Source organism: Bradyrhizobium sp. HKCCYLS3077, assembly GCF_051167555.1.
In the GTDB taxonomy this organism is placed as follows: Bacteria; Pseudomonadota; Alphaproteobacteria; order Rhizobiales; family Xanthobacteraceae; genus Bradyrhizobium.
On sequence record NZ_JBNPTH010000008.1, the window covers coordinates 175697 to 194487 of the forward strand.

Consider the following 18791-nt stretch of genomic DNA (forward strand, 5'->3'; position numbering starts at 1 on the left):
TGATGACGAATTGCGGATTCGGCAAACGGCTGGCTTTGGGCGCGATTTGGATGGCGCTCTCAGTGCCCTCCGTGCTCGCCCAGCAGGGCGAGGTGGCGCAAAAGGCCGGCAAGCCGCTCAACACCGGCGACGTGCTGTCGGGCGAGCTGAACGCGCTGAAGGTCAAGGGCGCCAAGCCGGGCCAGCCCACCGCCGCCTATCAGATCACCAGCGAGCCGCGCCGCCTGCCGCCGCCGAGCGGACTATGCAATCTAGAGACTGGCCCGGAGACGTTCCAGCTCGTCACCGCGACGCCTGCACAGGCCTCGCAGCTCAAGGGCCTGCTCGGCAAGCAGATCGCGGTGAAGGTCGACGAGATCGCCTGCGCCCAGGATGCCGGGCAGATCAGCGAGGCGGTCGTGACGAAGTGGACCTTGGTGAAACGGTGATCCTCGGCTAAGCTCCCCTACAATAGCACCCTATATTTAACTGGTGTGTATCTGTGTGGGAGCGCCGATGAAGGTCGGATTGGTGTTTGTTACAGCGGCGCTTTCGACAATCTCGGCGGCAGTGTCCGAGGAAGCCGCCAAGGTCGATCTCGGCTATCCCGATGTTGCTGCTGCCATGGCCGGGCTGGGGGCCAAACCGGGCGTCACGCGCTCTACGCGATCCGGATGGACCATCTTCGAGGATCTCGAGTCAGGCGCCGTCTGGTCGTTTCCACCCGAAGGTCACACGGCCTATCCCACGGCGATTCGCCGCCGCATCGTACAGGAAGGCGACGACATCTTCATCGAGATGGACATTCGGTGCGAGGCAGTGAAGCCGGCCTGCGACTCTGTCGCCGCGGAGTTCGAGCGTGTGAACGACAAGGTGCGGCAAGACCTGAAGCGTTAACTCAGACGCGGCTTTGCAAACCATCGAAATGTCCGCGCCGCTGCAGCCAGGCGAGCAGCACGAGACTCGGGACCGCCACCAGCACGCAGATCACGAAGAACAGCGGCCAGCCGGTCGCCTTCGCGACGTAGCCCGCGCCTGCTGACAGATAGGTGCGGCCGACCGCAGCGAGCGCGGTGAGCAGCGCATACTGGGTCGCGGTGTGCAGCGGGTTCTTACACAGTGCCGAGAGATAGGCGACGAAGATCACCGTGCCGATCGCACTGGTGAAGTTCTCCGCCGAGATCGCCAGTGCCAGCGCCCACTGATTGACGCCGACGATCGCGAGCCAGGAAAACGACAGGTTCGCCAGCGCCTGCACCACACCGCCGATCCAGAGGCTCGTGGCGAGCGAATAGCGCCGCGCGACGAACCCGCCGGCAAAGCCGCCGGCGAGCGTGGCGGCGAGGCCGACGCCCTTCACGATCGCGGCGTAGTCGACCTTGGTGAAGCCGAGGTCGATCACGAACGGCGCGGTCATCGTGCCGGAGAAGGCGTCGGTGAACTTGAACAGCACGACGAAGGCGAGCGCGGCCAGCGCATCGCGGCGGCCGAGGAATTCGACGAACGCGCCGGCGGCAGCCTGGGCCACGCGAGTGAGGGCGGTGTCCGCACCCATCGCAGCTTCGGCCTGCTTTGACTGCGCCGGCTCAGTCGCGGCCAGCGCCGTGATGGTGCCGATCAGCACCAGCGCCGCCATCACGATGTAGCCCCACATCCAGGACGACGGGCGCGTCAGCCCCGAGCTCTCGAACGCGCTGACCACGACGAGCGCCCCGGCGGTCGAGACCAGCATACCGATGCGATAGGCCGCGACATAGGCCGCCATGCCGGCGGCCTGCTCGCTCTCCGGCAGGCTCTCGACACGGAACGCATCGACCACGATGTCCTGGGTCGAGGAGGTCGCGGCGACCAGCAGCGCGGCCAGCGCCACCATGAACGGCGCGTGCGCCGGGTCGGTCAGCGCCAGCAGCATGATGGCGCCGATCAGCAGGAGCTGCGCGAACACCAGCCAGCCGCGGCGGCGCCCGAACGCGCGCGTCAGCAGCGGCACGTGCAGCGCGTCGACCAGCGGTGCCCACAAGAACTTCAGCGTATAGGGCGTGCCGACCAGCGCGAACAGTCCGATGGTTCCGAGATCGACGCCGAGCTCGCGCATCCAGATCTGCAAAGTCGAGCCCGACAGCGCCAGCGGCAGGCCGGAGGAGAAGCCGAGGAACAGCACCACGAGCACGCGCGGCTGCAGGTAGACGGCCATGCTCTCGCGCCAAGTCGGAGTGGGCTTGGCGTCAGGCTTTGCAGCGTTCGCTGTGAGGTCGGAGGTCGCGTCGGGTGCGGTCATGACCGGGTGGTAGCAGATTTGCGCGGCTGTCGCGACGCCGCCATCACTCCCCCGCCTGCATCCGTCCCGCCAGCGGAAACAGGTCCGGCGTCGTGCCCGTGCCCGGCGCGATCCGCGGCGAGTCCAGCGGCGCATCCTGCTTGCTGAAATCCAGTTCTTCGATCCGGGCGGCGCGCTTCTCGATCTTGTCGGCGGAGATCAGGATCTGGCGGATGTCCTCGCCCACGTCGCCGAAATGCTTTTGCAGCTTGAGCACGCGGTCGCGCAGGCGGCTGAGATCGTCGCCGAGGTGAATGACCTCGTTGCGGATCTGGTCGGCGGCGTCGCGGATGCGGGCATCCTTCATGATCTGCTGCATGACCTGGATCGCGAGCATCAGCAGCGATGGCGATACCAGCACGATTCGCGCGCGATAGGCCTTCTGGATGACGTCGTCGAAGCCGTCATGGATCTCGGCATAGACCGACTCGGACGGCACGAACATCAGCGCCGTGTCCTGCGTCTCGCCGACGACGAGATACTTCTCGGCGATGTCGTTGACGTGACGCAGCACGTCGGTGCGCAGGCGCTGCGCGGTGGCGCGTTTCTCCTCGTCGGTCTCCGCCTCGTGCAGCGCGGTCACGGCCTCCAGCGGAAATTTTGCGTCGATGCACAGCGGCCTGGTGTCGGGCAGGAACACCACGCAGTCCGGCCGCTTGCCGCTGGCGAGCGTGTACTGGAACGCGTAGCTGCCCTTCGGCAATCCGTCCTGCACGATCGCCTCCATCCGCGCCTGGCCGAAAGCGCCGCGCGACTGCTTGTTGGCGAGCACGTCGCGCAGCGTAGAGACCTGCGTGGTGAGCTCGCTGAGATCACGATGCGCATTGTCGATGATGCCGAGCCGTTCGTGCAGCACCCGCAACGAATCCATGGTGTGCCGCGTGGTCTGCTCCATCGACTGGCCGACCCGATGGGTGACGGCGTCGAGCCGCTCGTTGACGCTGCGGGCGAGATCCACCTGCCGGCCGGCGAGCAGTTGCGCCATCGCATCGACCCGGCCGGAGGCCTCGCTCTGCACCCGGATCATCTCGCCGAACCGCTGTTCGATCTCCTCGGTGCGCATCGCCTGCCGGGCGGCAAGCTCCGCGCTCCGCCGTCCGGAGCGGGCCAGCGCCAGGCCGATCATCACGAGCAGCAGCAGCACCAGCACGCCGAACCCGATCAGCGCGTCGCTGGCGCGGACGGGCAGGTCGCCGATCATGACGACGACAGGATTGAGGGATTGGCTGGCGGTCATCACCCCCGTCTATCCGATTCGCAAACCGTCGCGAACGAAGAGAGAACATTTATGGTTAAGGGCGGGTTAAAAAGTATGGTTAACGGATCGTTGAAATTCATGGTTAGCGAAGTCTTAACCGCGCGTCCTCACATTGACCGCGCCTGCTCCGGGGCTTAAATCGCGCGCCATGTCCCTTAGAGAAATCATCATCCTGCCCGACAGACAGTTGCGGCTGGTGTCCAAGCCTGTCGAGAAGGTCACGCCGGACATCCGGCAGCTGGTCGACGACATGTTTCAGACCATGTACGACGCGCCCGGCATCGGGCTGGCGGCGATCCAGGTTGCGCAACCCCTGCGCGTCATCACCATGGATCTGGCCAAGCCGGATTCCGGCGGCGAGACCAAGCGCGAGCCGCGCGTGTTCATCAATCCCGAGATCATCGCCAAGTCAGATGAGCTGTCGGTGTATGAGGAAGGCTGCCTGTCGATCCCCGAATATTACGAGGAGGTCGAGCGGCCGGCGCGGGTGCGCGTCCGCTTCACCGATCTCGACGGCGTGGTCCGCGAGGAGGACGCGGAGGGGCTCTACGCCACCTGCATCCAGCATGAGATCGACCATCTCAACGGCGTGCTGTTCATCGACTACCTGTCGAAGCTCAAGCGCGACCGCGTCATGAAGAAGTTCACCAAGGCCGCCAAGCGCGCCGGCGAGTAACGATCAACTCTCTCCTTCGTCATGCCCGGGCTTGACCCGGGCATCCACGTCTCGCCGCTTGTCTTGGTCGCGACGTGGATGGCCGCGACAAGCCCGGCATGACGGCGGAGTAGAGGCTTTGCAGGGTCTCCGACCACATGCCGCTTCGCCTGATGTTCATGGGCACGCCGGATTTCGCCGTGCCGACCCTGCTCGAGCTCGCCGGCCACGGCCACGAGATCGTGGCCGTTTATACGCGTGCGCCGAAGCCCGGCGGTCGCCGTGGTCTGGCGCTGGTGCCGACGCCGATCGAGACCGAGGCGCGCCGGCTCGGCATCCCCGTGCTCACGCCGAAGACGCTGAAGACCGAGGAGGCCTTGGCCGAATTCCGCGCGCACGAGGCCGATGCCGCCGTTGTCGTGGCCTATGGCATGATCCTGCCGCAGGCGATCCTCGATGCGCCGAAACTCGGCTGCTACAACCTGCACGCTTCCCTGCTGCCGCGCTGGCGCGGCGCCGCGCCGATCAACCGCGCCATCATGGCGGGCGATGCCGAGAGCGGCGTGATGGTGATGAAGATGGATGTCGGGCTCGACACCGGCGACGTCGCGATGGCCGAGCGCCTCGCCATCACCGACGCGATGACCGCGTCGGACCTGCACGATCGTCTGTCCCGCATCGGCGCCGACCTGATGGTGCGCGCCATGTCCGCACTGGAGCGCGGCGGTCTGACGCTGACCAGGCAGGCCGAGGACGGCGTGACCTATGCAGCCAAGATCGAGAAGGCCGAGGCGCGGATCGACTGGGCGAAGCCGGCGCACGCCGTGCTGCGTCACATCCACGGCCTGTCGCCGTTCCCCGGCGCCTGGAGCGAGGTCGTGTTGGACGGCGAGGCGGTGCGCCTCAAGATCCTGCGCTGCGCGCTGGCCGGTGGTGCGGGCGAGCCGGGCACCGTCCTCGACGATCATCTCACCATCGCCTGCGCCGGCGGCGCCATCCGCATCACCGAGCTGCAACGCGCCGGCAAGGGCCCGATGAAGGCCGCGGATTTCCTGCGCGGCACGCCTGTCGCGCCAGGCCTGCGCTTCGGTTGACCTTCTCAGCTCGTCATGCGCGGGCTTGACCCGCGCATCCATCTCGCGAACAAGCTTCGTCCCTGGATGGATTGCCGGGTCCAAGCCCGGCAATGACGGCCACATGCGATCGAGGCGATGCCCCGCTACAAGCTCACCATCGAATATGACGGCACTCCCTTCTGCGGTTGGCAATTGCAGGAGACGCTGCCGTCGGTGCAGGGCGCGCTCGAAGCCGCGGTGCAGGCGACCTGCGGCGTGCCCACTCGCGTGCACGGCTCCGGACGCACCGATGCCGGTGTCCACGCCACCGGACAGGTCGCGCATTGCGATATCGAGAAGGAATTCCGCCCCGACAAGCTGCGCGACGCGCTCAACGCGCATCTGCGGCCCAATCCTGTCGCGGTGCTCGACGCCGAGATCGTGCCCGACACCTTTGAGGCCCGCTTCTCCGCGCGCAAGCGGCACTACCGCTATCGCATCATCAACCGCCGCTCCAACCTCGCGCTCGAGGCCGGCCGCGTCTGGCGGGTGCCGCAGCGGCTCGATTCCGATGCGATGCACGTCGCTGCGCAACGCCTGATCGGCAAGCATGACTTCACCACGTTCCGCGATACCGAGTGCCAGGCGAAGTCGCCAGAGAAGACGCTCGATCAGCTCGACGTCGTGAGAGATGGCGACGCGATCACGATCGTCACCTCCGCGCGGTCCTATCTGCACAGCCAAGTGCGCTCGATGGTCGGTTCGCTGGTGTGGGTCGGGCAGGGCCGCTGGACCGCGGATGATCTTGCCGCCGCGCTCGCTGCACGCAATCGCGCGGCCTGCGGCGTCGTGGCGCCGCCGGAGGGGCTGTACCTCGTCAAGGTCGACTACTAGAGCGGCGTTGGCTACGCAAAGTAGCGATCGAGGATGCCGCGGTAGATCTTGGTCAAAGTCGCGATGTCGGCGACCGAGGCGCGCTCGTCGATCTGGTGCATGGTCTGGCCGACCAGGCCGAACTCGATCACCGGGCAGTAGGACGAGATGAAGCGCGCGTCCGAGGTGCCTCCGGTGGTCGACAGCTCCGGCTTGCGCCCCGTCACCTCCTCGATGGCCGCGACCGCGAGATCGGTGAACGGTCCCGGCTTGGTCAGGAACACGTTGGAGTTCGACGGCAACCAGTCGATATGGGCGCGGATGCGGTTGCCACAGGCTTTCGCCAGCCGCTCCTCGACCAGCGCACGCAGCGACTGCTGCGTATGGCAGTCATTGTAGCGGATGTTGAATTTCGCCCGCGCGATCCCCGCGATGACGTTGGTGGCGGTGTTGCCGACATCGACGGTGGTGAATTCGAGGTTCGACGGCTGGAATTGCGCGCTGCCATTGTCCAGAGGCTCGTCGGACAGCGCCACGATCAGCCGCGAAATGTCCGGTACCGGGTTGGAGGCACGATGCGGATAGGCGACGTGGCCCTGCTTGCCTTCGACGATCAGGGTGCCCGACTGCGAGCCGCGGCGACCGATCTTAATGCAGTCGCCCATGACTTCCTGGTTGGACGGCTCGCCGAGCACGCAATGGTCGAACTTCTCGCCGCGCTCAGCGGCCCATTGCAGCAGCTTGATGGTGCCGTTAATCGAGACGTCCTCTTCGTCGCCGGTGATGAGGAACGAGATCGAGCCCTTCGGCTGTCCGCCGTGGTCACGCAGATAGGCGAGCGCCGCCGCGACGCTGCAGGCGATGCCGCCCTTCATGTCGACCGCGCCGCGGCCGTAGATGTAGCCGTCTTTCACCTCGCCGGAGAAGGCGCCAAGGCTCCATGCCGTCTCGTCACCGGGCGGCACCACGTCGGTATGGCCGGCAAAGGTGATGTGCGGGCCCTCGGTGCCGATGCGGGCGTAGAGGTTGTCGATGTCGGCGGTGCCGGCTTCCGAAAACGTGACCCGATGGGTCGTGAAGCCCGCGTCCTTCAGCAGGGCTTCGAGCACGCCGAGCGCGCCGGCGTCGGCCGGGGTGACGGAGGGGCAGCGGATCAGGTCGCGGGTGATGGTGAGGGCATCGGTCATGCCCTCCGCTTATCATGGCCGTTCGGGCGGCGGCTAGTCCGGCCGCCCGAGCCTGGACGATCAGTCGCGCAGCAGCTCGTTGATCGAGGTCTTGGAGCGGGTGCGCTCGTCGACGCGCTTGACGATCACGGCGCAGGCGGTCGAGGGGCCGATCTGGCCGTTCTTCATCGGCTTGCCCGGCAGCGCGCCCGGCACGACCACGGCATACTCCGGCACCTCGCCGACGAAGGTCTCGCCGGTCTCGCGGTCGACGATCTTGGTCGAGGCGCCCAGGAATACGCCCATCGCCAGCACCGCGCCCTTGCGGACGACGACGCCCTCGGCGACCTCCGAACGCGCGCCGATGAAGCAGTCATCCTCGATGATCACGGGACCGGCCTGCAGCGGCTCCAGCACGCCGCCGATGCCGACGCCGCCGGAGATGTGCACGCGCTTGCCGATCTGGGCGCAGGAGCCGACCGTCGACCAGGTGTCGACCATGGTGGCCTCGTCGACATAGGCGCCGAGATTGACGAAGGACGGCATCAGCACGACGTTCTTGGCGATGAAGGCCGAGCGGCGCACGATGGCGCCGGGTACGGCGCGGAAGCCGGCATCGCGAAAACGGTTCTCGCCCCAGCCCTCGAACTTGGACGGCACCTTGTCCCACCACGACGCCTGGCCGGGGCCGCCGGGAATCACGCTCATGTCGTTGAGGCGGAACGACAGCAGCACGGCCTTCTTCAGCCACTGGTTGACGCTCCACTTGCCGTCCGCGGCGCGCTCTGCGACGCGGGCCTCACCCTTGTCGAGCAACTCCAGCGCGCTCTCCACGGCGTCGCGCACCTCGCCCTTGGTCGAGGTCGAGACCCCGTCACGGGCGTCGAAGGCGCTGTTGATGGTGGATTCCAGGGCGGACAGTGACATCGGTCGATCCTCGCTTGGTCCCGGGCGGGTCGCCTGGGCCGGTCATGTACGAGCAGGGTGGGGCAGGCGGGCTTTTTCGGAGTTTGGGGCAGGGGAGTCAAGGCACCCGCCGCCGTCGTCCCGGACAAGCGGAGCGCCACGCTGGTGATGAGGCGAGACGGCGGTCCGCCAAATTGGTGTCGTCCCGGGCTTGACCCGGGACCCATAGCCACAGGGAGATGTGTTGGGCACGCAGGTGGCTCAGGATCTGCCCAGCACATCTGCCTGTGGCTATGGGTCCCGGATCGGCGCTCGCGCGAACGAGCCTTCGCATGAACGGGACAGCGTGGCGCTCCGCTTGTCCGGGACGACGCAACAAAGGCTAAGCGGAGACCAACCGCTGCAGAAACCCCGTCAGATCGTCCGTGACGTGATCGACATGCGGATCGTCCCGTCCCGACAGCTCCCAGTCCTCGCGCACCACCTCCTTGGTGCCGTCGGGCACCACCAGCACGGTGGTCATGCCGAGGTCGTGCGGCACGACGAGGTTGCGGGCGAGGTCCTCGAACATCGCCGCCCGGGTCGGATCGACGTCGTGCAGCCGCAAGAATTTGTCGTAGGTCTCGCGCGCCGGTTTCGGCGTCAGCTCGGCGGCGATGATGTCGAACACGCCGTGGAAGTGATCGCGAATCCCGAGCCGGGCCAGCACGGCGTCGACATGGTCGACCGAGCCGTTGGTCAGGATCAGCTTGCGCCCCGGCAGCTTCTCGATCGCCGCGCCCATCGCCGGATTCGGCTCCAGCGGGGAGTGGTCGATCTTGTGCACGTAGGCGAGGAAGTCGTCGGCATGCACGCCATGCTCGGTCATCATGCCGCGCATCGTGGTGCCGTAGCGCTTGTAGTAGTCCTTCTGGATGCGCCGCGCCTCGGCGGCATCGACCTTCAGCCAGTTGGACACGAACTCGCCGATCCGCGCATCGACCTGCTGCCACAGATTGACGTGATGCGGATACAGCGTGTTGTCGAGATCGAACACCCAGGTGTCGACGTGATCGAAGGCGCGGGGGGATTCTGTCATTGTTGCCTCGATCGGTTCTGACCGGCTGGCGCGTCATATTCCGTCGTCGTCCCGGCGAACGCCGGGACCCATACCGCGGAAGCTATCTTGGGGCACGATGGCTGCCGCCGGCGGCCCACACCACGGACGGTGGTTATGGATCCCGGCGTTCGCCGGGATGACGGAGTTTGTGGGGGCAGGCCGGGCATCATCGACGGCATCACGGCAGCGCAAAGCGCAGCGTCTTGCCGCCGCGGGTGATGTCGACCGCGGTGAAGCCCGTCGCGGTGAAGCCGCGGCTCGGGCAGTCGCCTTGCTCGGTGGTTTCGAACTTGTTCTCGCGGGTGCAGAGCTGCACCAGGCCGCCCCAGTTCAGCGGCTTGTTCTTCAGCTTGATAGTGCGGTTCTCGTCGTCGACCGCTTCCGCAAAGCTGTAGACCTTTTTCGGCTGCCCGGTGATGTCCGGATGCAGGCACTTGCCGGCGTCGATGCGATACCAGCCGCGGCTGACCACGGTGCGGCCGTCGTCGGTGCCGACCGCCGCCATCACCTTGTGCGGCGTGTCGTTGCACCAGGTTAGTCCCACCGGAGACGGCGTCTGCACGGCGTCGACCATGGTGGCGAAGAAGCTCGGCTGTGACACGACATCGGAGGCGAGCCCGCGGCTCTTCAGGAACGCGGCGAGCGCGGCTTGCGTCTTTGGCCCGTCGACGCCATCGATCGGCGAGGCGTCATAGCCGGCAATCCCAAGCAGCCGCTGAATGCCGGCGAGGCGCGCCTGCTCGTCGTCATATTCCGCGCTCTCGGCGAGATAGGCGATCAAGGTGCCGTCGTCGGTCTTGGTCGGCGTCACCTGCGTGAACGCCGCCGGCGTCTGGCCGCTGCGGCATTGCCGCGCGGCGGCGATGACGAAGTTGTCGGACGCGGCCACGCACAGCTGGTCATTGCCGTTGTCGGCGATCGGCGAGGCGCCATACAGGCTGAGCGCGCGCGCATGCAGCAGAATGCGATCCGCCGTCATCGTGCCCTGCAGCACCACGCGGCACGTCGCCGGATCGAGCCGGAACCAGCCACGCGTCGCGGTCGCCGCCTTCTCGTCGATGCCGATCGCGGCCTCGACGACGTAGCTCATGCGATTGCAGAGCTTGAGATCGGCGCGGGCGGGGGTGGGGGCGAGAAGCGGAAGAAGAAGCGCAGCCAGGGCAACAATTACACGAGGCCAGACAGAGTTTGTTTGCCCTGCTCTCACCCAGCCGTCATGCCCGGGCCTGACCCGGGCATCCACGTCTCTCCGTCCGGCACCGCCGCGAGACGTGGATGGCCGGGTCAAGCCCGGCCATGACGGAGCGAGTTGGCGGAAAGCGCTCACTTGTGGATCAGCGTGCCCGTGCCCTGGTTGGTGAACAGCTCGAGCAGCACGGCGTGTTCCACCTTGCCGTCGAGAATGACGACGCCCTGCACGCCCTGTTCAAGCGCGTAGATGCAGGTCTCGACCTTCGGGATCATGCCGCCGGAGATGGTGCCGTCTGCGATCAGCTTGCGCGCGTCCTTCACCGACAGTTCCGGAATCAGCTTCTTCGACTTGTCGAGCACGCCGGGGACGTCGGTGAGCAGCAGCAGGCGCTTGGCCTTCAGCGCGCCGGCCACCGCGCCGGCGAAGGTATCGGCGTTGACGTTGAAGGTCTGGCCTTCCTTCGAGGTCGCGAGCGGCGCCAGCACCGGGATCAGCTCATAGCCGATGAGCTGGTTGAGCAGCGTCAGGTCGACCTTGTCGGGCTCGCCGACGAAGCCGAGATCGACCACCTTCTCGATGTGGCTGTCCGGATCGACCATGGTGCGCGAGGCCTTCACCGCGCGCACCATGTTGCCGTCCTTGCCGCACAGGCCGACGGCCTTGCCGCCGGCCTCGTTGATGTAGCCGACCAGCTGCTTGTTGATCGAGCCGGCCAGGACCATCTCGACGATCTCGATGGTCGCGGCATCGGTGATGCGCAGCCCTGCGGCAAATTCCGAGACGATGCCGAGGCGCTTGAGCATGGTCGCGATCTGCGGGCCGCCGCCATGCACCACCACCGGATTGATGGCGGTCTGCTCGAGCAGCACGATGTCGCGCGCAAACGCTTTCGCGGTGTCCTCGTCGCCCATGGCGTGGCCGCCATATTTGATGACGATGGTTTCGTCGTCATACTCCTGCATATGCGGGAGCGCTTCGGACAGGATGCGGGCCTGATCGAGCGGGCTGATGGTGGTCGCGTCGGTCATGTCGGGGGGATCTCGGCTGTCGGGACGTCGGGCGCGGTTCTATCCGATTGCCGGGCTCGCGCAAAGCGCGGGATCACGCCCGCCGCGGCCACGCTGCGGCAATGGCGAGCACCAGCCATCCGCCGATCAGGAGCATGCCGCCGGTCGGCGCGGCGAACGGAAACAGCCGGTCGCCCGCGAATTGCCGCATCATGAGATCGCCGGAGAAGAGAGCCGCGCCGAGCACCAGGCCGAGGGCCGCGACCATGCCGATACGGCGCTGAACGATACCGCGTTCAGCCAGCGCGACCGTGCCGAGCAGGGCGCAGGCGTGGAACAGGAGAATCGTCGAAGCGGTCGCGAGCCGCGAAGCATCAGGATCATGCGCGGCCTTGGCCGCCAGCGCCACGCCGGCGGCGCCCATCAGTCCGGCCAGCGCGATCAGGATGCGCCACAGCGCCGTCATGCGCCGCGCTCCTCGAGCAGGCGGGCCATGGCGGCGCGCAGCTCGGGCATCCCGGTGCCGGAGCGCGACGACGTCGCCAGCACGTGCGGAAACGCCGCCGGATGCTTGGCGAGCGCGACCTCGGTCTCGGTGATGCGGCTCGCGAGCTCGGCGGATTTGATCTGGTCGGCCTTGGTCAGAACCAGCTGGTAGCTGACGGCGGACTTGTCGAGCGTCTTCAGGATCTCCTGATCGACCTCCTTCAGCCCGTGCCGGGCGTCGATCAGCACGTAGACGCGGGCGAGCGAGGCGCGGCCGAGCAGGAACTGGTGGATGAGCTCGGTCCAGGACGCGACCTTGGTCTTGGCCGCGGCGGCGTAGCCGTAGCCGGGCATGTCGACCAGGCGCAGCGGCGCGTTCGCCGGTCCTTCGAAGAAGATGAGCTCCTGGGTGCGGCCCGGCGTGTGCGAGGTGCGGGCCAGCGCGTTCTGGCCGGTCAGCGCATTGATCAGGCTGGACTTGCCGACATTGGAGCGGCCGGCAAAGGCGATCTCGATCTGCCCGGACATCGGCGGCAGGCTCGCGATCGACGGCGAGGCATGGGTGAAGCGCCACGCCTGGGCGAACAGCTTGCGGCCCTTCTCGATCAGGCGCTCATCCGCATCGGCGCTGGTGGTCATGAAACGCTCTCGCCTCGTCATTGCGAGCGAAGCGAAGCAATCCAGGGCTGAGCAAGGACTCTGGATTGCTTCGTCGCTGCGCTCCTCGCAATGACGGCCGCCAGTGGCGCCGCCGACTTTCTCACGCCGCCTTGCTCGTCACGCCGGCTTTTTCTTGAACGTGCCCTTGATGTTGTCGAACAGCTCCACCTTCACGCCGTTGCGGCGCATGATGAAGCCCTGCTGCAGCACCGACAGCGTGTTGTTCCAGGCCCAGTAGATCACGAGGCCGGCCGGGAAGCCGGCGAGCATGAAAGTGAAGATGATCGGCATCCAGTTGAAGATCATCGCCTGGGTCGGATCCGGCGGCGCCGGGTTGAGCTTCATCTGCACCCACATCGTGACGCCCATGATGAGCGGCCAGATGCCGAGCGCGAGATAGTGCCCGAACACCGGGATCTGGGTCGGATCGAACGGGATCAGGCCGAACAGCGTGAACAGATTGGTCGGATCCGGCGCCGAGAGATCCTTGATCCAGCCGATGAACGGCGCGTGCCGCATCTCGATCGTGACGAAGAGAACCTTGTAGAGCGAGAAGAACACCGGGATCTGCAGCACGACCGGAAGACAGCCCGCGACCGGGTTGATCTTCTCCTTCTTGTAGATCTCCATCATCTCCTGCTGCTGCTTCATCCGGTCGTCCGGATAGCGCTCCTTGAGCGCCTGCAGCTGCGGCTGGATCGCCTTCATCTTGGCCATCGAGGCATAGGACTTGTTGGCGAGCGGGAAGAACAAGAGCTTCACCAGCACCGTCACCAGAAGGATCGAGACGCCGAAATTGCCGAAGAAGCGGAAGAAGAAGTCGAGCGCCAGGAACATCGGCTTGGTCAGGAAGTAGAACCAGCCCCAGTCGATCATGAGATCGAAATGGTTCAGTCCGAGCTGCTGGTTGTAGCCGCCGAGACCGCCGATCGGGAAATTGATGCCGACGACGCCGGCCTCCTTGGCGCCCGCGAACAGCCGGGTCGAGACGGCGGCCGAGCCGCCGGCCGCCACCGTCTGGGCGGTCTCGACATAATCGGTCTGATAGCGGTGCTGGTTGTCGACCAGCTTCGACGAGTAGTTCGCCGTCAGGCGGGCGTCCGTCATCGGCAGCAGCGCCGTCGCCCAATATTTGTCGGTGATGCCGAGCCAGCCATTGGTGACGTCGAACTTCGCCGCCTTCTCGTCGTCCATCTTCTTGTAGGTGTATTCCTGCAGGCCCTTGTCGCCGAGATAGCCGATCAGGCCCTCATGCAGGATGTAGTAGCCGGACACGTGCGGCGTGCCGTGGCGCGAGATCAGGCCGAACGGATACAGCGTGACCGGCGCGCTGCCGGCGTTGGTGACCTCATCCTTGATCGTGAACAGATAGTGCTCGTCGACCGAGATGGTGCGCTTGAAGGTCAGGCCGTCACTGTTGGTCGTGGTCAGCTTGACCGGGGTCGACGGCGTCAGCGCATTGCTGCCGTCCTGCTGCCACACCGTGTTCTGGTCGGGCACCTGGACCTTGGCGCCGGGCGCGCCGACCCAGCCGAACTCGGCGTAATAGGGTTCCGCGGTGTTGGACGGCGAGAACAGCACGATCGCGGGCGATTTCGGGTCGACCGTCTCGCGATACTGCACGAAGGCGAGATCGTCGAGGCGCGCGCCCTTCAGCGAAATGCTGCCGGTCAGCCGCGGCGTGTCGATCTTGATGCGCGGATTGGCGGCGATCGCGGTCTCGCGCGGCATCACGCCGGTGGCGGGAGCCGTTGCGCCACCCGGGGCGCTCGGCGTGCCCGCGGCGGCGTTCGGCTGCGGCGTCGCCGACGGCGCAGTGCCGTCAGGCTGCGCGGCCGGCGCCTGCTTCTTGGCGAGTTCGGCCTGCAGCTGCGCCTGGGCGCGCTGCTTCTCCATCTGCGGGCCATTATAGAAGACCTGCCACAGGATCAGCACGAGGCCGGAGAGAATGACGGCGAGGATGGTGTTGCGATTGTCGGTCATCGTTTTCTTATCGTCTCGTCGTTCAGTCCGGTTTCACTGGAATGCGCGTCCGGCGCGGGAGCGTGTCGCCTGCTCGCATCCGAGGATTTGCGCAGCTGCGGCTTAACATGAGGCTGCGGCTTGGCTTGCTGCTGCTTGGCCTGCGGCCGGTCGAGGCGGCGGAGCGTCGCCTGGAGGTCGGCGAGCATGATATCGAAGTCGCGTGACAGTGCGTCCCGCCGGCCGACCAGCACATAATCACTGTGCGGCCGCATCGTCAGGGGATCGAGCCGTTTCACAAGCTCGCGCAACCGCCGACGGATGCGGTTACGCTCCGTGGCGGTGCCATTCTTCTTGGTAACGGTAAAGCCGATCCGGACCGGTCCCTGGTCCGGCCGTTCCCGGCGCTGGACCACGAAGGCAGGGCTGTTCGCCCGTACGCCATCGGCAACGGCGAGAAAGTCCGCCCGCTGCCGCAGCCGATCCATGATGGAAATCTCCGGGACAGACGCCCTGGTATCAGGCGCTGAGACGCTTGCGGCCCCGGGCGCGACGCGCGGCGAGGACCTTGCGGCCGCCGGTGGTGGCGAGACGGGCGCGGAAGCCGTGACGGCGCTTGCGCACCAGTTTGCTGGGTTGATAAGTCCGCTTCACGGGTCGTTCTCCGCTGACGGGCAATTTGCCAGTTGACAACTTGCCGGCTTGAAATGTCGATTGATGTCCGGTGATGCTTTTGGGCCCAAAGTGGACCGCTGCCGGCCCAGAAATCGAGCCGCTCCCGGGCGGGCCGGGTCATCGCGGACGGTTGGCGCGGCTTATAAGGGAGCGTCCCGCCTTCGTCAATCGCGGCAAAACGATCGCGACAAGACGTCCGACCGGCCGCTCGGAGGAGGTGCGAAGCAGGCGGCGTAAACGCCTTCGTCACGGATGCTGGTCAGCGTCCCGTAATGTGACCGGATCAATAGCGTGCAAGACGCGGATGCAAGACAAGCGCTAGACGAGTGTCCCGATGAGGCCAAGGACGGCCGGGATCGTACAATTCTGGGTTCCATTGTGAACGACTTGGAAACCTCAACATGAGCGATCCGTAATTTGACCGGACTCCTGGGCAGTCCCATCTTGCGGAGCCGTAAGGGTGGGGGTGTCTCTTACAAGGGCGAGACGTGACAGAGAGCGACAACCAGCCGATTCTGGAGCGCCTGCGACCGAAGCGGTCGCGCCGGCTCGGCTTGTCCGGAAAGCTGCTGCTGCTGACGATTCCGCTGGTGATGATCGCGGCGGTTCTCGTCTACGTGCCCGCCATCGCCAATTTCTGGACCAATCGGCTCAACGACCGCCTCGCCGCTGCCAATACCGCCGCGCTGGTGCTCGACGCCGCGCCCTCCGGCATGGTGCCGGATTCGCTGGCGCGCCAGATCCTGACCTCCATCAATGCGCGCGGCGTCGCGATCAAGATGGGCCAGCAGCGCCGCCTGCTCGCCAGCGCCGATCTGCCGGCCTCGATCGATCATGACTACGACATGCGCGACATGACCGTGTGGTCGTCGATCGTGAACTCGCTGAAAATGATGACCGAGACCGGCGATCACACCATGCGCGTGATCGGGCCGGCGCCGGGCCGCGCACAATTCATCGAGGTGGTCACCGACGAGAAGCCGCTGCGCCGGGCGATGTACCGGTTCTCGCGCAACCTGCTCGGCGTATCGCTGCTGCTGGCGATGCTCACCGCGGCGCTGGTCTATCTCGCCTTGCATTACCTGTTCGTGCGGCCGATGCGGCGCCTGACCGCGAGCCTGGTCGGGTTCCATGAGAATCCGGAGAGCGCGGCGCGAATCATCGTGCCGAGCCAGCGCTCGGACGAGATCGGCGTCGCCGAGCGCGAACTCGCCGACATGCAGCGCGACCTCGTCTCGATGCTGCATCAGAAGAGCCGGCTTGCGGCACTCGGCCTCGCCGTCTCCAAGATCAATCACGACCTGCGCAACCTCTTGGCCTCCTCGCAGCTCTTGTCGGACCAGCTCGCGAGCGTGCCCGATCCGCGGGTGCAGCGCTTCGCGCCGAAGCTGATGCGCTCGCTGGAGCGCGCGATCGCGTTCTGCCAATCCACCCTGTCCTACGGCAAGGTGCAGGAGCCGGCGCCGGACCGCCGCATGGTCGCGGTCGAGCCGGTCGTTGCCGAGGTGCGCGAGACCGCCGGGCTGTCCCCGGATGTCTCCATCACCTGGGTCGCGGCGGTCGAGCGCGGCCTGAAGATCGATGCCGATCCCGACCAGCTGTTCCGCGTGCTGCTCAATCTGGTGCGCAACGCCGCCCAGGCTCTGGAGAGCCTGTCGGGCGATGCCGGCGTCCGCCAGATCCGCATCACCGGCCGCCGCGAGGGCGCGGTGGCGATTCTCGAGGTGTCAGATACCGGTCCCGGCGTGCCGGCAAAGGTGCGCGAGCACCTGTTCGAGGCGTTCCGCGGCGCCGGCCGTCCCGGCGGCTCGGGCCTCGGCCTTGCCATCGCCGCCGAGCTGGTGCGGGCTCATGACGGCGACATCCAGCTCGTGGAAGGCACCCTGGGCGCCACGTTCCGGATCACCATCCCCGATCGGCCGGTCGAGCTGCAGACCTTCTGGACCGAGCGCGCCAGCGCCTGAACCGCCGATGGCCACGGGAGGTCATCTCGGCCCGTGGCGCCGATCAGCCCTCCCAAAAAAGGCGCACAAAAACTCCCGCTTCCGCCTTGCCAAGCGGCCTCCGAGCCGTTAGTCAGAGGCCCTTCGCGAGGCCGCCGGCGATTGCCGCCCCGGCCTTCCGGGACTTGGCCTTCGCGGTCGGTCCTGCCAAATGCGAAAAACGCGCCCGTAGCTCAGCTGGATAGAGCATCAGACTACGAATCTGAGGGTCGGACGTTCGAATCGTTCCGGGCGCGCCATTTGCCGATGAAACCTCCATCATCCCATCCGTACTTTCGGAATAGCGCGACGTCGCCTTGCGCGTGGTGTCTCGCGTCCGCAGGAGAACGATCGTGAGTCGCTTCTGGTCAGAGCTCGCCCATGGGCTGTCGCCCTACGTGCCCGGCGAGCAGCCGCAGATCCCGGGCCTCGTCAAGCTCAACACCAATGAGAGCCCGTTCGGTCCGTCGCCGCAGGCGATCGAGGCGATCAGGGCTGCGGCGGCCGATACGTTGCGTCTCTATCCCGATCCGCAGGCCATGCGTCTGCGCGAGGTGCTGGCGGACTACCACAAGGTGTCGCCCGCGCAGGTGTTCGTCGGCAACGGTTCGGACGAGGTGCTCGCGCACAGCTTCGCGGCGTTGTTGAAGCAACCGGCGCCTTTGCTGTTTCCCGACGTGACATACAGCTTCTATCCCGTCTATTGCCGGCTGCTCGGCATCGCCGCCACGACGGTCCCGCTCGACGCCGAGATGCGCGTGCGCATCGACGATTATCTCGAGCGGCCGGGGCCGGTGATCATCGCCAATCCGAATGCGCCGACCGGCATTGCGTTGTCGCGCGCCGAGATCGCGCGGCTCGTGCAGGGCCGCAGCGACGCGGCGGTCGTGATCGACGAGGCCTATGTCGATTTCGGCGCGGAGACTGCGATCCCGCTGATCACCGATCATCCCAATCTGCTGGTGGTGCAGACGATGTCGAAGTCGCGCGCGCTCGCAGGCCTGCGCGTCGGCTATGCGATCGGCGATGCCGGACTGATCGAGGGCCTGACGCGGGTCAAGGACAGTTTCAATTCCTATCCGCTGGGGCGGCCCGCGCAGGCCGGTGCGATCGCCTCGATCGAGGATGAGGCGCATTTCCAGCAGACGCGCGCGGCCATCATGCAGAATCGCGCCGACCTCACCGCAGCGCTGCTGCGGCTGGGCTTCGAAGTGCTGCCCTCCAGCGCCAATTTCGTCTTCGCGCGGCATCCCAACCATTCGGGCCAGCGGCTCGCCGCCGCCTTGCGCGAGCGCGCGGTGCTGGTTCGCCACTTCACCGCGCCGCGGATTGCCGACTATCTGCGCATCACGATCGGCTCCGCGCCCGAGCTCGCGCGGCTCACCGACGCCCTGCGCGAGGTGCTGGCGCTGAATGGTTGAGATCTCGGGGGCAGGGGAGCGCCGGATGTGGCGCCCCATCCGCCGACATTCTGCTTGCGAGCATGATGACGTGGAAACGCATCATGCTTCGATCGCCA

At 66.4% G+C, this 18791-nt stretch carries 19 protein-coding genes and 1 tRNA gene; 8 read left to right on the forward strand and 12 right to left on the reverse strand.

What is annotated here, in order from left to right:
• The first annotated feature begins 2 nt into the window (after window positions 1–2).
• Together ACQR0Z_RS29230 and ACQR0Z_RS29235 are read left to right on the forward strand one after the other, a co-directional pair.
• Window positions 3–428, forward strand: coding sequence for a hypothetical protein (locus tag ACQR0Z_RS29230; protein WP_434921045.1), 426 nt, complete (start codon window positions 3–5; stop codon window positions 426–428).
• A gap of 67 nt (window positions 429–495) precedes the next feature.
• Window positions 496–876, forward strand: a complete 381-nt coding sequence (locus tag ACQR0Z_RS29235; protein WP_434880097.1) for a hypothetical protein — start codon at window positions 496–498, stop codon at window positions 874–876.
• A 1-nt stretch (window position 877) separates the two neighbouring features.
• Here the strand turns inward: ACQR0Z_RS29235 and ACQR0Z_RS29240 are convergent, their stop codons facing one another.
• Complete coding sequence (locus tag ACQR0Z_RS29240) at window positions 878–2257, reverse strand: AmpG family muropeptide MFS transporter (RefSeq protein ID WP_434920917.1); 1380 nt, start codon at window positions 2255–2257, stop codon at window positions 878–880.
• A 43-nt stretch (window positions 2258–2300) separates the two neighbouring features.
• Window positions 2301–3533: a DNA recombination protein RmuC gene (locus ACQR0Z_RS29245; protein ID WP_434920918.1), complete on the reverse strand. Its 1233-nt coding sequence runs from the start codon at window positions 3531–3533 to the stop codon at window positions 2301–2303.
• Window positions 3534–3702: 169 nt separating this feature from the next.
• Between ACQR0Z_RS29245 and def the strand changes: the two genes are divergently transcribed.
• The 3 genes from def (at window position 3703) to truA (ending at window position 6158) form a co-directional block, all read left to right on the forward strand.
• Window positions 3703–4230, forward strand: a complete 528-nt coding sequence (gene def, locus ACQR0Z_RS29250) for a peptide deformylase (RefSeq protein ID WP_315787129.1) — start codon at window positions 3703–3705, stop codon at window positions 4228–4230.
• A 137-nt stretch (window positions 4231–4367) separates the two neighbouring features.
• A complete protein-coding gene (gene fmt / locus ACQR0Z_RS29255) occupies window positions 4368–5303 on the forward strand; it encodes a methionyl-tRNA formyltransferase (protein ID WP_434920919.1) in 936 nt (311 codons plus the stop codon).
• Window positions 5304–5420: 117 nt separating this feature from the next.
• Window positions 5421–6158 carry a tRNA pseudouridine(38-40) synthase TruA gene (gene truA / locus ACQR0Z_RS29260; protein ID WP_434920920.1) on the forward strand — a complete coding sequence of 246 codons (738 nt, stop codon included), beginning with the start codon at window positions 5421–5423 and terminating at the stop codon, window positions 6156–6158.
• 11 nt (window positions 6159–6169) lie between these two features.
• Here the strand turns inward: truA and dapE are convergent, their stop codons facing one another.
• The 10 genes from dapE to rpmH all read right to left on the reverse strand — a co-directional run bounded on the left by dapE (window position 6170) and on the right by rpmH (window position 15269).
• Complete coding sequence (dapE, locus tag ACQR0Z_RS29265; RefSeq protein ID WP_434920921.1) at window positions 6170–7324, reverse strand: succinyl-diaminopimelate desuccinylase; 1155 nt, start codon at window positions 7322–7324, stop codon at window positions 6170–6172.
• 60 nt (window positions 7325–7384) lie between these two features.
• Complete coding sequence (gene dapD, locus ACQR0Z_RS29270; RefSeq protein WP_434920922.1) at window positions 7385–8230, reverse strand: 2,3,4,5-tetrahydropyridine-2,6-dicarboxylate N-succinyltransferase; 846 nt, start codon at window positions 8228–8230, stop codon at window positions 7385–7387.
• Window positions 8231–8591: 361 nt separating this feature from the next.
• Window positions 8592–9287: a pyrimidine 5'-nucleotidase gene (locus ACQR0Z_RS29275; protein WP_434920923.1), complete on the reverse strand. Its 696-nt coding sequence runs from the start codon at window positions 9285–9287 to the stop codon at window positions 8592–8594.
• Between the two features lie 199 nt (window positions 9288–9486).
• Window positions 9487–10551: a DUF1036 domain-containing protein gene (locus ACQR0Z_RS29280; RefSeq protein ID WP_434920924.1), complete on the reverse strand. Its 1065-nt coding sequence runs from the start codon at window positions 10549–10551 to the stop codon at window positions 9487–9489.
• Between the two features lie 80 nt (window positions 10552–10631).
• On the reverse strand, window positions 10632–11528 hold the full coding sequence (gene argB, locus ACQR0Z_RS29285) for an acetylglutamate kinase (RefSeq protein WP_434861798.1): 897 nt from the start codon (window positions 11526–11528) through the stop codon (window positions 10632–10634).
• Window positions 11529–11601: 73 nt separating this feature from the next.
• The gene (locus tag ACQR0Z_RS29290) at window positions 11602–11973 is read right to left on the reverse strand and encodes a DUF423 domain-containing protein (protein ID WP_434920925.1); all 372 of its coding nucleotides are present in this window, start codon (window positions 11971–11973) and stop codon (window positions 11602–11604) included.
• Complete coding sequence (gene yihA / locus ACQR0Z_RS29295; RefSeq protein WP_434861796.1) at window positions 11970–12632, reverse strand: ribosome biogenesis GTP-binding protein YihA/YsxC; 663 nt, start codon at window positions 12630–12632, stop codon at window positions 11970–11972. The genes ACQR0Z_RS29290 and yihA overlap by 4 nt, the downstream gene beginning before the upstream one ends.
• Window positions 12633–12770: 138 nt before the next feature.
• The gene (yidC, locus tag ACQR0Z_RS29300; RefSeq protein WP_434880087.1) at window positions 12771–14636 is read right to left on the reverse strand and encodes a membrane protein insertase YidC; all 1866 of its coding nucleotides are present in this window, start codon (window positions 14634–14636) and stop codon (window positions 12771–12773) included.
• On the reverse strand, window positions 14633–15103 hold the full coding sequence (rnpA, locus tag ACQR0Z_RS29305; RefSeq protein ID WP_434880086.1) for a ribonuclease P protein component: 471 nt from the start codon (window positions 15101–15103) through the stop codon (window positions 14633–14635). The genes yidC and rnpA overlap by 4 nt, the downstream gene beginning before the upstream one ends.
• Before the next feature lie 31 nt (window positions 15104–15134).
• A complete protein-coding gene (gene rpmH / locus ACQR0Z_RS29310; RefSeq protein WP_006609582.1) occupies window positions 15135–15269 on the reverse strand; it encodes a 50S ribosomal protein L34 in 135 nt (44 codons plus the stop codon).
• 509 nt (window positions 15270–15778) lie between these two features.
• Between rpmH and ACQR0Z_RS29315 the strand changes: the two genes are divergently transcribed.
• From ACQR0Z_RS29315 to hisC, 3 genes are all read left to right on the forward strand, one after another.
• Window positions 15779–17254 carry a sensor histidine kinase gene (locus tag ACQR0Z_RS29315; protein WP_434861793.1) on the forward strand — a complete coding sequence of 492 codons (1476 nt, stop codon included), beginning with the start codon at window positions 15779–15781 and terminating at the stop codon, window positions 17252–17254.
• 201 nt (window positions 17255–17455) lie between these two features.
• Window positions 17456–17532, forward strand: a tRNA-Arg gene (locus tag ACQR0Z_RS29320).
• Window positions 17533–17625: 93 nt separating this feature from the next.
• On the forward strand, window positions 17626–18693 hold the full coding sequence (gene hisC / locus ACQR0Z_RS29325) for a histidinol-phosphate transaminase (protein ID WP_434920926.1): 1068 nt from the start codon (window positions 17626–17628) through the stop codon (window positions 18691–18693).
• The last annotated feature ends 98 nt before the right edge of the window (window positions 18694–18791 follow it).

Excerpts from the sequence above, each read along its gene's own strand:
- ACQR0Z_RS29275 (WP_434920923.1), bottom strand. The coding sequence starts at position 9,287 with ATGACAGAATCCCCCCGCGCCTTCGATCACGTCGACACCTGGGTGTTC.
- argB (WP_434861798.1), bottom strand. The coding sequence starts at position 11,528 with ATGACCGACGCGACCACCATCAGCCCGCTCGATCAGGCCCGCATCCTG.
- fmt (WP_434920919.1), top strand. The coding sequence starts at position 4,368 with ATGCCGCTTCGCCTGATGTTCATGGGCACGCCGGATTTCGCCGTGCCG.
- dapE (WP_434920921.1), bottom strand. The coding sequence starts at position 7,324 with ATGACCGATGCCCTCACCATCACCCGCGACCTGATCCGCTGCCCCTCC.
- ACQR0Z_RS29290 (WP_434920925.1), bottom strand. The coding sequence starts at position 11,973 with ATGACGGCGCTGTGGCGCATCCTGATCGCGCTGGCCGGACTGATGGGC.
- dapD (WP_434920922.1), bottom strand. The coding sequence starts at position 8,230 with ATGTCACTGTCCGCCCTGGAATCCACCATCAACAGCGCCTTCGACGCC.
- yidC (WP_434880087.1), bottom strand. The coding sequence starts at position 14,636 with ATGACCGACAATCGCAACACCATCCTCGCCGTCATTCTCTCCGGCCTC.
- ACQR0Z_RS29240 (WP_434920917.1), bottom strand. The coding sequence starts at position 2,257 with ATGACCGCACCCGACGCGACCTCCGACCTCACAGCGAACGCTGCAAAG.
- truA (WP_434920920.1), top strand. The coding sequence starts at position 5,421 with ATGCCCCGCTACAAGCTCACCATCGAATATGACGGCACTCCCTTCTGC.
- rnpA (WP_434880086.1), bottom strand. The coding sequence starts at position 15,103 with ATGGATCGGCTGCGGCAGCGGGCGGACTTTCTCGCCGTTGCCGATGGC.
- def (WP_315787129.1), top strand. The coding sequence starts at position 3,703 with ATGTCCCTTAGAGAAATCATCATCCTGCCCGACAGACAGTTGCGGCTG.
- ACQR0Z_RS29230 (WP_434921045.1), top strand. The coding sequence starts at position 3 with ATGACGAATTGCGGATTCGGCAAACGGCTGGCTTTGGGCGCGATTTGG.
- yihA (WP_434861796.1), bottom strand. The coding sequence starts at position 12,632 with ATGACCACCAGCGCCGATGCGGATGAGCGCCTGATCGAGAAGGGCCGC.
- ACQR0Z_RS29245 (WP_434920918.1), bottom strand. The coding sequence starts at position 3,533 with ATGACCGCCAGCCAATCCCTCAATCCTGTCGTCGTCATGATCGGCGAC.
- ACQR0Z_RS29235 (WP_434880097.1), top strand. The coding sequence starts at position 496 with ATGAAGGTCGGATTGGTGTTTGTTACAGCGGCGCTTTCGACAATCTCG.